The organism is Thermoactinomyces sp. CICC 10522, assembly GCF_016055075.1.
GTDB classification, from domain to species: Bacteria; Bacillota; Bacilli; order Thermoactinomycetales; family Thermoactinomycetaceae; genus Thermoactinomyces_A; species Thermoactinomyces_A daqus.
Map to the genome: position 1 here is coordinate 176,383 of NZ_JAECVY010000005.1, position 12,754 is coordinate 189,136.

A 12,754-nucleotide genomic window follows, 5' to 3' on the forward strand; every position below is an offset into this window, starting at 1 on the left:
CTATTCCCGTGGAACGACACCGAATTGGACAGTTACTCATATGCTAAGAAAAGGGAAACGACCTTAAAGGCAGGTGAGATGATGAAAATCGTCTTGATTGCCATCGATACGCTTAGAGCTGATCGTTTGGGATGCTACAACAACCGGAAACCGTCTCTCACTCCTCATCTGGATTCCCTGGCGAAACAGGGAGTTTTGTTTGAGAACATGATCGCGGAAAACAATGTAACCCGCAGTTCGTTCGTCACGATCATGACGGGAAAAAATCCGCATCAGCACGGGATTGTCAATATGAAGCACGTTCCGATTCCCGCGCGGTTGGTTCCGTTGGCGCAAATCTTGCAAAAACACGGTTATACGACCGCCGCAGTTGATTGCAATCACCGCATCACCGGCAAAAACAGCGCCTGGTTTAAAAAAGGATACCAAACGTATATCGATCCGGCGGAGGATAAGGAAACGCATTTGACTTTGCCCGCGCGGGAGGTCAGCCAAAAAGCGGTCGCATGGTTGAAAAAACACGCACATGAACCGGATTTTTTCCTGTTTTTACATTATTGGGACCCGCACTACCCCTATATGCCGGAACCGCCTTATGCCAAATGGGCTGAAAAGCATGCTGCCACGGTCTCGGAAGTGCGGAAGGAACCTTCCCTGAAAGCCGTGATGCGGGAACCACTGTGGAGTTTTATAAACAAATACAATAAAAGCGGTCTCCCGGCCAGCAGCATTCGCCAGCGCTATGATGGCAGCGTGAAGCAGGTGGATGACTCGATCGGAGATATTATCAAGGTGTTGTCAGAGACGGGGACGCTGGAAGAGACGTTGCTGATCGCAGTCGCTGACCATGGGGAAAGTTTGGGGGAACACCGGATCTACTTTGATCATCACGGATTGTACGAACCGACAATTCATGTTCCCTGCATCATTTCTTACCCGAAACGGCTGCCCAAGAATAAACGCATTACTCCTCTTTGTCAGCATGCGGATATATTCCCCACTGTTTTGCATCTGGCCGGGATCAGGAAGCCGAAAGGGATCGGCAGGATTGACGGGCGTTCACTGTTGCCGTTGATTCAGGGAAAAGTGAAGCAGATTCGCCCCTTTGTCGTTTCCTGTGAGGCCAACTGGCAGCTGAAGCGCTCGATCCGAACCTTGCGCTGGAAACTGATCCGCTCCTATGAGAAGGATGTTTACGGAAATCCGAAATGGGAATTGTATGATTTGAAAAAAGACCGGGGTGAAACAAAAAATGTGATCGCACAACATCCCCAGGTGGCGAAACAATTGAGGGGACAGATGGAGCGATGGGTGAAGCAAATGCTGCAAAAATACAGGCGCAAAGATCCGTTGGCACAAGGGGTAAAGGTCAAACTGCACCGCGCGACAGTGGCGGATGAAGAGAAAGTGAAACAGCGTTTAAGCGAACTCGGGTATTAAAGGGAAGGAACCCATCTGCAAGATCAGGTGGGTTCCTTGTACATGGTGAAGAAAGTTTCCTTTCGCAAGGTGTTGATCCGTGTGTCAAGATCTGTTTGCCGGGGGATGACCCGAACGCGTCCGTATCTCTTTCACGTAGGCATCGCTGAAGCCGGCTTGATGGATTTGTTCTGCTTTCGCATCCGCATCGGGCCGTTTGTCATATATGCCGGCGTTTACATAATAAACGATTTGTCCATTTTCCTTCTTCTGATAGAGTCGGGAGTCGATTCCTTTTTCCTTCAACTGATTAACCCGGTTTTGCGCATCTTCCTGTTTATCAAATTTGCCGGCGATCACGACATACTTGACCGCAGGAATTTGTTCCTCCGGCGGCGGGGCAGGTGGCGGATCTTGTTCCTGGTCGTTGTCCGGATTTTTGGGTGGCGAGGCCTCAGGCGGTTTGGGGGCTTGCGGCTCTTTGTCCGAAAAAGGGGGATCCACATCGTCTTGTTTCGGCTGCGGTTTGGTCTCGTTTGGATCATCAATTGTTTTGTGCTTTGGCTTTTCTTCGGAAAATTTTATTTTTTTATGAGCGGCTTCTGCCACTTTTTGTGTGTCCTCATTATTGATAAACGGAGCGGCGATTACCCCGAGCTTACGGGGGTTGTTATCGGTGTTTACAAAGTTGAACCCCAAACAGAACAGCAGGATGATGACAAACAGGAGAGAACCGCTCAGCAACACTTTTCTCTTATTCTTCGCTTTGGCCGGCCGTTGCACCCCTGCACGGTCTGTCGAAGGAATTTCCGGCTGGTATGTGCCATGCAAAGCTTCCCGGAGGGCGTTTTTCATTTGGTCGGCTGATTGAAAACGGTGCTGCGGCTTTTTGGACAGCGCTTTATGTATGATGTGGCACAATGGGTCGGGCAACTGTGGATTGGTTGATTTTGGATCAGGAACAGGCTGCTGTATATGCTTCAATGCAATGGCCACAATTTCATCGGCATCAAACGGAACTTGTCCGGTCACCAGTTCATACAAAACCACGCCCAGCGAATACAAGTCGGACATATAACTTACCTTATGACCGGATGCCTGTTCCGGAGAAAGATAATGGACGGAGCCGAGAACCGTTCCCGTTTTTGTATAGTGCGTCGTTGCACCGAGCAGGCGGGAGATGCCAAAATCCATGATCTTATAGCGGCCGTCCGGTGTGCTCATGATATTGTGAGGTTTTATGTCACGATGGATGATCCCGTGTTTGTGCGCATGAGATAATCCGTCACAGATCTGCATGGCGATTTTCATCGCTTCGGCAGAGGGAAGAGGGCCGCGCATCCGCAGGAGCTCGTCCAAGGTAAGCCCTTCGACAAATTCCATGACGATGTAATAAGTTTGTGCCTCCTGTCCCACGTCGTAGACATTGACAATATTGGGATGGGACATTTTTCCGGCCATTTGCGCCTCGCGTAAAAAACGGTTCACAAATCCTTCATCTTTGCTTAATTGGTCATTTAATACTTTAACGGCCACGTGCCGGTTCAAAAGCACGTCCTTAGCTTTGTAAACACTTGCCATGCCACCGTCGCCCAGGTGTTGAAGGATTTCATACCTTCCACCCAACTGCTTTCCTTCCAAATGGCATCACCTTTTTCTTAAATAGCTTACACCTCTACATTATACATAAACTGTTTGAAAAATATATAATTTTGCGACTCGATTTTCTAAATAGTAAAAAATTTGTCAGCGAAATTCATTTTGTTAATAAAATTATATATATTAAGAATGCGACAATTCGCGATACAGGTAATCCTTGGATTCAGGTGGGATCGTATCAGGCATCCGGGTGGCAGCGTGTTTTAAAAACGAAAACCAGCCGGACAGTCCCGAAGGAAATCGGCTGGTTTTCTGTGGAAATGCATTGCGGGCCGGACGAGGAAAGTTAAGGTTGGAACTCGCTTAAATGATTGCGTCGGAGCTGATCTTTTTCTTCGTCCGATTTACTATAGTCAAAATGATAGATGGCGCCTTCCCAATCGCCATACATCGGATTGGGGAAGATGATCAACTTGTCGCCAAACTGGCTTTTCATTTGCTCCACCATCGCGTTTCTTTCGGTCAGCTCCTTTCCTTCAAAACCGCTGAAATCGCTCAGGTTGTCGCCAAAGAACAACAGGATCTGATGATTTTTGGCAACTTGCTGCCGTCTGTTTTCTTTCCCTTTCTCTTCCGGCTGTTGCAACAGAACGTGATCAGGCGTCGCTTGCGGGGCGCCGATGAGTTGAAGATTTTTGATCGTCGCCTCTTTCTGCGATTCTTTCCGGTTGGAAATATAGTAAATATCAACGCCTTTTTTGTCGGCATGGTTGAGAAAATCAATTGCACCCGGCAGTGCTTTTGCTTTGGCACTGGCAACCCATTTGTCCCATTGGTCGGGATATTCTTTATTCTCTTTTGCCGTATACGCCTGGTAGGGGCTGTTGTCGAATACCGTCTCGTCCAAATCCAGGACGACAGCCGGCTTTTTCTCTGTCCCTTTGTCCAGAGCCTGATCCAATCTCATCGTTCCGATATTGTAACCCTGGTAATACAGCGCTTTTGCTTCCCCGGAAGTCTGAAACCACAGGTCGGATAACAACTGTTGGCTGCTGATTGTCGCCGCCGGTTTAGCCTTGGGGGGAGTTGCGGATTGTGCAGGAAGGGAAGAGTTGCAGGCGGTCAGACCAAGTGCCAGAAAGGCGGCCATCGCGGTAATGAGCTGTTTCATGCTGATCATGTTGACCTCCTTCACAAGTTGGGCGTCTTTTTTATATATTGAATTTCTTCTCTTTATTATAGGATACTTGTGAATATTAGCATAAGATGATAGGAGACACCAAGAGAGATTTCTGGATCTCTGCCCCGGCCGCGAATTACAAGCAAGAAGGGGAACCCCTGGACAAAAGAGGATTTTCAAGGATGGAGCGCACTTTTTGAGTGGCGGGAAAATAAAATGATGTTAGCTTATGAGATAGAAAGGAAAGGGACGAAGATGAATGCGCCTTTTCTATATTTCTTCGGGATGTGGGTTTTCATTCCAGAATCATTTGTCCGATGAGGATCAAAACATCATTCAAGCTTTTCGCCAGATGGAAAAAAGCCTCCCCAATTTCCGTTTCTCTTCCTTTTTGCTGCGTCGTGAGCATCCTTCATTGCTTTTTTCACGGATTCGCAATTTCCGGCCTGATGTGATTTTATCCTTCCGGGGAGCGAATCTGCCTGCGTCAGTAGTCACCCGGTTGCGCTCATACCGCATTCCGATCGGAGTCTGGGTGGTGGATGATCCCTACCGGTTAAAGACACATGAACAGTTGGTAAAGCCTTATCATTTTGTGGTGACTCAGGACAGCAACAGCGTCCGGTTTTATCGAAACAGGGGGAAACCGGCAGTTCACCTCCCGCTGGCCGTAAATCCGGACAAATATTGCCCGCAGGAAGTCCCGGAAAAATATCGGTCCGACATCTGTTTTGTCGGCAGCGCTTTCCCTGTCCGCATCCACTTTTTCGATACATTGACACCGCTGTTGCTGCGGCACAAAACGGTGATCATCGGACAGTGGTGGGAGAAATTAAAAAACTACGACAAACTGAAAGCCTGTATCCATAACCGGCCGATTCCCCCTTCGGAAGTCGTCAAATATTACAATGGTGCAAAAATTGTACTTAATATACATCGCACATCCAATGACCGTCAGGATAATCCGTTAAACATCCCGGCGCACACTCCCAACAACCGCACGTTTGAAATCGCGGCCTGCCGGGCCTTCCAACTGGCCACATGGCGCGAGGACATGCAGAGGTTATACGATCCCCAAACGGAAATGGCTACATTCCGCGGATTAAATGATTTACGGAAAAAAATCCGCTATTACCTGCACCATGATGAAGAGAGAGAGGAGATGGCGGCCAACGCATACCGCCGTACACTGAAGGATCACACCTATGTGATGCGGTTGAAATTCCTGCTCCATCTGTTGCGAAACCATCCGCAATTAAAAGGGATCCGTTCGAAGCCGGCGCGTCTGTGAAATCGGCTTGAACATAAGTTGTGATTGCAGCCGGAAGCCGTTTGTGGCGGGCAGATCAAATAATAAGGATGAGAATGGGACCGGCACTGTGTTAATATGGGAAACGAGGCAATCGTGGCACCTTGATCCAGGTAAAAGAAGGAGGAGAAAACATTGCACCAATATTTGGGGCACATCGGTTCCTTTCCGATCCGTTCCTACAGCATCCTGTTTTTGCTGGCGATTTTGCTCGGCCTCGGCGTGACGGTGACCCTGGCCAAACTGCAAAAAAAGGATCATCTAATCGAGCCATTGCTTGATATGATTGTTCCGGTTCTGTTCGGCGCGATCATCGGGTCGCGATTTTGGCATGTTTTCCTGTTTGACTGGGGCTATTATAAAAATAATTTATGGGAGATTCCGGCCATCTGGCATGGAGGCTTGTCGATTCAGGGCGGTGTTGTCGGGGCGCTTCTGGTCGGCCTCTGGTATGTGCGCAAGCATCAGCTTTCTTTCTGGGAATTGGCTGATTTGTGCGCTCCGGGGCTCATTCTGGGCCAGAGCATCGGCCGGGACGCCAACCTGATGAATGGAGATGCCTTTGGCGACCCGACCGGGGGAGACTTCGGGCTGGTTTATCCCGAGGGGACCGTGGCCCGGGCTACTTACGGGGATCAGCCGCTATGGCCGGCCGAAGTGTGGGAAGGGCAGATGGATGTGATCATCTTCGCCCTGCTTCTCATCCTCATGCAGAAGAAGATGCCCAAAGGTTATCTTTTCCTCCTATACAGCATCTTGTACAATGCCGGCCGTTTTTGTCTGGAAATGCTGCGGGGGGATTCGCCGCGCTATCTTTTTCACTGGACAGCGGCGCAATGGACGGCGGCCATCGTCATTCTCATTTCCATTCTGGCGGGAATTTACCTCGCTTTGGCCAGCCGCAGGAAAGCGGAAAACAATTAATCGCGATAAAAAGGCGAAACGCAGGTGCACCCCTGTGTTTCGTTTTTTGTTTTTTATCCTAATAACTGCGCAAGCTCAGCTGATTCCGCCGGTAAAGCTCTTCGACAAATGCCCGCGTTTTGGCAAAGGCTTCTTCGGGCGTATCGACGACTTCGGCGATATAAGCTTCATCCGGCAACCGGTCATCCACACCGGGGATTTTGATTCGGTCACCATAGCTGTTTATTGTGCCGAACTCCCGCATGTGGTCGACTAAACGGAAGAGCGGTTCCCAATATTCCCGGTGGACAAAAATCACTTTTGTCCGGTGTCTTCTCAGATGTTTGGTGGAGATTTTGGACAAGGTTTCAAACACTTCCCAAGCAGTGCCGTAGCCGCCTGGCCAGAACAGGATCACGTGGGAGTAATTGATCAGGACCCCTTCGCGGATGGAGAAATTGTTCATTCTGAGCCGTTGATTGGAGTAAATGGAATAACTGTCGCGCAGGTTGAAAAAATTGTCATAGCCAAACTGACAGTCAATCCCGATGACATGCGCGTTCTGGCTTCTCGCTCCCTCTGCGACAGCCTGCATGATGCCGGGGCCTCCTCCCGTACAGACAGGCACATAGCAACCACCTAACGCTTTCTCTTGTTCCGTCGCCGCATACCTGCCCCACAATTCGCCGAACTTTTTGGCCGAATACCAATAGGAGGCGCTTTTTTCCTTGATCTTCCGATGCCGGTCCATTCTGACTTGCAGCCGATCCAGTTTGTCTTGCAGAAGTTGCCGGCTGAATTCGTCCTGCTCATTTTCCAGCGCCGATTTCCAGTTGTTCCCGTGCTGGCCCAGGATCTCCAGACTGGTGTCGATTTTTTCGTGAGATGAAATGCTGGCCGATCCCATGACAGTCACAACCCCGTACTTGGCCTCGTAATCAAACAACAGCCCGGCGGCATAGATATCCGCCACGCTGTCTTCATTGCTCAGGGCACGGTCATTGGGCACATAGGAGACTTTGCTGCCGGCGACAGAGAAAGAAGCGATGCACGGGGCCGCGGAATAATCTTTCCATCTGAGAATAAATCCGTCTTCATCGATATTGTAAGCATCAACCTGACCGTTTTGGCTGATGTTGCTGAGAGATAGGCTGTAGCTGTTTGTTTTCAGCGGGTCGGCCAAATTTTTTGCAAATTTGATTCGTTCTTCAAATCTGATTTTGGCGTGAGGCCCCGAAGTTTTTTCGATCCACCATCCCGTTCCGGAGCTGGTCCATGTTCCTGTGGCCGGTTCAAAAAAGACGGTGCCGTGAAGTTCGATCTCATTTTTCACAGGAAAAACACCCTCACTTTAGCCGATTTTGATTTTTTCAAGGGGTGAGAAATTACGTGACAGCTGAACCTTAAGTTTTCCGTTGTACTATGATGGCCGAAGTGAGAAAAAATATACCGGCACCGGTGCATCTTTGACGGAAGCCGCTCACAGGTCATCTCTTCTTCAACGGATTAACCGGCAACAATGTTTAACCGTTCTTTTCCTCCGTAAACATTCCACCAGGCGACGGCATTTTTTTGCAACACGTCATTCAGCTTCTGCACTCTTTTTACTCCCACGTTTAACAGCCATTCCCGCAGGGCTGCTTCCCCATGGCGGGCGTAGACGGGAATGCCGTCTTGCCAGGAGGCGCGGCCGCAGAGAACACCGGAGAAGGGAATCTGTGCTTCACCGGCGAACTCAAGGGTTTCGATAAAAACTTCATCCGTCACCCCGCCGCTTAAAAAGATAAAAGGCACTTCGGCGGCTGCGGCGGCTTCCTGCATCAGTGTTTTCGCTTCTTCCAGAGTGTATGCGACGGGATGGCCTTCGTTCGCTTTCAGTCCTTTCACATAGTGGACATTTACGGGCACTTCCACTTTCAAGACATCGATATGGTATGCCGGCCGTGAAAATTCCTTCATCATTTTCCTTACATTGTGCGGGCGGACTTTGGCAAATTCGATGCCCTTGCTGTCGGGAATGTGCCGGGAGTAACATAACGGTTCCAAAAAGAACGGAAGATTTAACGCTTTGCACTCCAGGCCCACCCGTTCAATCAGCGCCTGCTTGACGGTGTTGATTTCTTCCCGGTCATCGGGATCATAGTAAACGAGCAGTTTTACCGCCTGTGCTCCTCTCTGTTTTAAGCGCAGAACCGACCACTCGGGGAGCAGATCGGGCATGCGGTTTTCGTCTTCTGCGCTGTACCCGGTTTGCTCGTAAGCCATGATCAGTCCTGCATTGTCAGCGCGCTGTTTCGCGGCCGGCCATCCGTATTCGGGATCGAGCAGGATGCTGCTCGCATGGGGAGAAAGGATTTCCGAGACCAAGGTTTTAAAGGCAATGAGCTGTTTTTCCGTTACCTCGTTTTGACTGTACTGAGCCAGTGCCTTTTTCAGTGATCCGCGTTGATCCATCGCCGTAGCCGTAATAATTCCCCGTTCATTGGCCAGTGAGCAGAGCAAGGAAAACTTTTCTTCGGTCATCAGGCGACCCATCGCGTTCCCTCCCGATCGGGCTATTATTCAATAAATTAAGAATTGATCGTTAATTATCAATATATTATTAATGTAATATACAGAGGAAAATTTTGCAAAGATATCCATCCTTGCGAGGTGAATGCATTGATTCGCATCGTCTGTCCAAATCCCGCTCTCGATCGGACGATTCTGTTGCCGGAATTGTGCTATGATGAGGTAAACCGGGCCACCGATTTCCGTGTTGTTCCCGGAGGAAAAGGGGTAAATGTGGCCCGTGCCTGCCGCCATTTTCAGATGGCTGTGGCGATCTACGGATTTGTTGGGGGAATGGCGGGAGAGCTGGTGCAGGAAGGTTGCTGGATCCCGGGAATTTTCAACCGTTTGACCAAAATCAAAGGGGAAACGAGAATTTGCAGCATCTTCGTAGAAAAGAAAAACGGCCGGGTTACCGTCGTCAATGAACCCGGGCCGGAAGTGAGCGGGGAGGAACAAAGCGACTTGAAACAGAAGCTTTATTCCGACATCCGCGAAGGTGACATCGTGATCTTTTCCGGAAGCCTTCCCGGCGGTGTTTCCAGTTCCTTTTATGCCGAACTGGCCAGACAATTGACGGAAAAATCCGTAAAAATTATTGTGGATACGAGCGGAAAGGCGCTTCAAGAGGCGATGCGGGTAAATCCGTGGTTCGTCAAGCCCAATTTGGAAGAGTTTCAAGAACTGACGGGAGTGGCTGAAAATGCGGATCGCCGGACGATATTGCAGGAAATGAAAAACTGGATAAATCAAGGCGTGAAACACATGGTAGTGACATTGGGAAAAGAAGGTCTGCTCTACGCCGGTCAAACGGAGTGCTTTTTCCTGAAATCCCCGCGGGTCGCGGCCGTTAACCCCATTGCCTGCGGCGATACGTTGTTGGGCGGATTTGTTTCGCGGTATGTGCAAACAAAGAGAATCAGGCCTTCTTTGCAACTGGGGGTTGCTTGTGCCGCGGCCAACGCCATGAATCCGTACCCGGGGATTCCGGACGATGCGGATCTGAATGCTCTCACCGAACTTGTCGAAGCGGAGGAGATGGATTGATTGGCATAAAAACAAAAACCCCCGTCTCCCCGAAAGGACGGAGGTTTGCCAGAAGTCAGGCCTGCACTTTTTTCTTTCTTCCAAGCGGCAGGTTCGTCAAGAGAAGAATGCTGAAAATAATCAAACAAAGTCCGAAGCAGGTGGCCAGTCCGATTCGTTCCCGGAGGAAGATCGCTCCCCAGATGCAGCCGAAGATCGGAACGAGAAAGGTAACATACAAGGTCTGGGTCGGACCAACCTCTTTTAACAGCCGGAAATAGAGCAAGTACGCAAAGGCAGTGGAAAGGAGGGCCAATCCCAGGACGGACCAGATGACGGCCATCGATGGAATCTGCCCGGGTATGGTAAAACAGGCAAAAGGCAAGATGGCCACGGCAGAACCGAACATCTGGCCGATGGAGAGTTCCAGAGGGGTGGCGTTGAAATTTTTCTTGGCATAAATGGAACCGATCCCGTAAAAACAAGCGGCCATCAAGGAACTGACGATCGCGACAACGGTTTGCCAGTGAAGCTGGATCGTTGTCCAGCCCACCAAAACGATGACGCCGATAAAACCGGTAATAAGGCCGAGGATTTTTCTTGCGTTTAACGGTTCTTTAATCCAGATGCGGGCGATCACCGCAGAAAACAACGGGGTGGTTGCATTGAGAATGGCCGCGAACGAAGCGGGCAGGTATACTTCAGAAAACGAAATCAGCACAAACGGAATCGCCGCATTTACCGCTCCCAGAGCAATATATTTTTTCCAGCTGCCGATAAATCCAAGCCCTTTTTTAATGACCAGACCGTAGAGGAACAGGGCCAGAAAAGCGAATCCAAGGCGGAGGGCAACAAGGAATATCGGGCCGATCACCGGTGCAGCAATCCGCATGAATAAAAAGGAAGCCCCCCACAAAGCGGCCAGAGAGAATAAAAGGGACAGATTTCGCCAATTCATAGTCGCTCGAACCTTTCTGTTTCCAAATGGAATTTCTTATAAAAATAGTTTAATAGAAAATATGATGGATATAAAATAAAAGTTTTTCATATGCAAAGGAGCTGGGAGCATGAAACAGGAAAAGCAGCGGGGAGAATGGCAAGATCGTGATACAGCGTTATTTCTGCGATACGGGCATATTTTTGTTCCCGAGCGTGAAGAATGGGGCCGTACTTTCACGGACCTGATTCCCTTCGAAAGAGATGAATCTTTCGTCGCGGTGGAGATCGGGGCCGGAGGCGGATGGTTAAGTGAAACCATTCTGACTCAGTACCCGAACAGCAAAGTGATAGCCCTCGACGGTTCTCAGCAGATGATCCGGCATGCCCGCCGGCGTTTGCAATCTTTCGGGGATCGCGTTGAATTCCGGCTCTTTAATCTCTTTGATTACGAGTGGTACCGGATGTTTGATGAAAAGATCCATTGTTTTGTCAGCAGCTTGGTGATCCATCATCTGGACGGAGAGCAAAAGCGAGCGTTATTTAAAGGGTTATATTCGGTTTTGGAGCCGGGCGGCGCTTTGCTCATAGCCGACATCATGAAAGAAACAAGTGAATATGCGCGGATTCATATGGGACGGGCTTGGGATGAGGAGACCGCCCGCCGCTCCCTGGATTTTGAGGGGAATTTGCAGGCATTTAACCAGTTTCAGAAAGAGAAGTGGAATTTATTTCATTATCCGGATCCGGCGGTGGATAAACCATCCACGTTGCCGGAACAGCTCGGTTGGCTGCAAGAGGCCGGTTTTACGGGAGTCGATGCTTTTTGGGTGAAAGCCGGACATGCTTTGTTCGGAGGGTATAAAAGGGGAGAAAAATAATACAGCGCTTGTCGATGCAGCGGGTAAATCCCTTCATTTGCACGGGGTTTACCCGCTGCATCGCTCTTGCTGGGCTTATCTGAAATGGCCCAAAGCGTGTTCGTCATGGTGGAAGTCGGAACCGCCCGTCACGATTAAATCATGTTGCTCTGCCATTTGCAAAAATTTTTTGGCTTCTCTTTTGCCATGCTGGCGGTGCCATACTTCGATCCCGTCGATCCCCATCAAGATAATTTCTTCAATGAGCTCATGGTTTTTCAGGTATCCAGGATGAGCCAGAACGGCGACCCCTCCTGCTTCGCGGATCATTCGGATGCCTTCGGGGAGCGGGAGTTCTTTTTTGCTGACATCGGCGGGTTTGCCATCGCCAAGATAGTGATTAAACACTTCTTTTGTATCATAGGCATAACCTTTGACCACGATGGCTTGGGCGATGTGCGGTCTGGCGATGATGCCGTTCCCGCTGATTTTTTTTACATCTTCCAGGGTGATCGGCATGCCCAGACGGCAAAACTTTTCGATGATTTTCTTGGCGCGTTCTTCCCGGTTTTCGCGAAATTCGGCCAAACGCGAGTGAAGCAGATCCAGATCGCGGATGTTATAACCTAAAATATCGATGCTCAGGCTTTGCCAGCGGGTGGATATCTCCACCCCGGGAATTACCGTCAAATCATAAGCCGGAGCCAGGCTGATCGCTTCACGGAGGCCGTCCAGCGTATCGTGATCGGTGATGGAAATCGTTTTTAACCCGACTTTGGTCGCGAGATCAAGGATTTCTGCCGGCCGGTAACGCCCGTCTGATGCGGTGGTATGAATATGCAGATCAAAAGTTCCCAATGGCAAATCATTCAGGATCTTCATTGTCAAAACTCCCTTGCGTGGATTAATGCATTATATGGAAATGAAATGGAAGGGTATAGGCCAAAGGAAAACAGGTATGTTGATGCAAAT

General features: G+C 49.6%; 11 protein-coding genes. 5 read left to right on the forward strand and 6 right to left on the reverse strand.

The genetic code is table 11. The annotated features are described in order from the left end of the window. Nucleotides 1–81: 81 nt before the first annotated feature. Entirely contained in the window at nucleotides 82–1,440 is a 1,359-nt protein-coding gene (locus I8U18_RS09820; RefSeq protein ID WP_033099909.1) for a sulfatase family protein, read from the forward strand. 84 nt (nucleotides 1,441–1,524) lie between these two features. On the opposite strand, the gene I8U18_RS09825 is transcribed toward I8U18_RS09820, so the two are convergent. Together I8U18_RS09825 and I8U18_RS09830 are read right to left on the reverse strand one after the other, a co-directional pair. Next, nucleotides 1,525–3,060, reverse strand: coding sequence for a protein kinase domain-containing protein (locus I8U18_RS09825; protein ID WP_198059229.1), 1,536 nt, complete (start codon nucleotides 3,058–3,060; stop codon nucleotides 1,525–1,527). Between the two features lie 304 nt (nucleotides 3,061–3,364). Beyond that, nucleotides 3,365–4,195 (reverse strand): 5'-nucleotidase, lipoprotein e(P4) family, encoded by an 831-nt coding sequence (locus I8U18_RS09830; RefSeq protein WP_033099936.1) that lies wholly within the window; start codon nucleotides 4,193–4,195, stop codon nucleotides 3,365–3,367. Between the two features lie 262 nt (nucleotides 4,196–4,457). On the opposite strand from I8U18_RS09830, the gene I8U18_RS09835 reads away from it, so the two are divergent. Next, nucleotides 4,458–5,489 carry a CgeB family protein gene (locus I8U18_RS09835; RefSeq protein WP_198059228.1) on the forward strand — a complete coding sequence of 344 codons (1,032 nt, stop codon included), beginning with the start codon at nucleotides 4,458–4,460 and terminating at the stop codon, nucleotides 5,487–5,489. 153 nt (nucleotides 5,490–5,642) lie between these two features. Further along, complete coding sequence (gene lgt / locus I8U18_RS09840) at nucleotides 5,643–6,431, forward strand: prolipoprotein diacylglyceryl transferase (protein ID WP_033099910.1); 789 nt, start codon at nucleotides 5,643–5,645, stop codon at nucleotides 6,429–6,431. A 58-nt stretch (nucleotides 6,432–6,489) separates the two neighbouring features. On the opposite strand, the gene I8U18_RS18205 is transcribed toward lgt, so the two are convergent. Together I8U18_RS18205 and I8U18_RS09850 are read right to left on the reverse strand one after the other, a co-directional pair. Continuing rightward, a complete protein-coding gene (locus I8U18_RS18205) occupies nucleotides 6,490–7,743 on the reverse strand; it encodes an LOG family protein (protein ID WP_198064723.1) in 1,254 nt (417 codons plus the stop codon). A 173-nt stretch (nucleotides 7,744–7,916) separates the two neighbouring features. Further along, nucleotides 7,917–8,945, reverse strand: coding sequence for a tagatose 1,6-diphosphate aldolase (locus I8U18_RS09850; RefSeq protein WP_033099912.1), 1,029 nt, complete (start codon nucleotides 8,943–8,945; stop codon nucleotides 7,917–7,919). A 126-nt stretch (nucleotides 8,946–9,071) separates the two neighbouring features. Here I8U18_RS09850 and I8U18_RS09855 point away from each other — a divergent pair, with 126 nt between their 5' ends. Then, nucleotides 9,072–10,007, forward strand: a complete 936-nt coding sequence (locus tag I8U18_RS09855) for a 1-phosphofructokinase family hexose kinase (protein WP_198064724.1) — start codon at nucleotides 9,072–9,074, stop codon at nucleotides 10,005–10,007. Between the two features lie 55 nt (nucleotides 10,008–10,062). On the opposite strand, the gene I8U18_RS09860 is transcribed toward I8U18_RS09855, so the two are convergent. After that, nucleotides 10,063–10,944 carry a DMT family transporter gene (locus I8U18_RS09860; RefSeq protein ID WP_033099914.1) on the reverse strand — a complete coding sequence of 294 codons (882 nt, stop codon included), beginning with the start codon at nucleotides 10,942–10,944 and terminating at the stop codon, nucleotides 10,063–10,065. Nucleotides 10,945–11,053: 109 nt separating this feature from the next. Between I8U18_RS09860 and I8U18_RS09865 the strand changes: the two genes are divergently transcribed. Continuing rightward, nucleotides 11,054–11,803, forward strand: coding sequence for a class I SAM-dependent methyltransferase (locus I8U18_RS09865; RefSeq protein WP_033099915.1), 750 nt, complete (start codon nucleotides 11,054–11,056; stop codon nucleotides 11,801–11,803). A gap of 75 nt (nucleotides 11,804–11,878) precedes the next feature. Here I8U18_RS09865 and I8U18_RS09870 read toward each other — a convergent pair whose 3' ends face one another. Beyond that, nucleotides 11,879–12,664 (reverse strand): PHP domain-containing protein, encoded by a 786-nt coding sequence (locus I8U18_RS09870; protein ID WP_033099916.1) that lies wholly within the window; start codon nucleotides 12,662–12,664, stop codon nucleotides 11,879–11,881. Nucleotides 12,665–12,754: the final 90 nt, after the last annotated feature.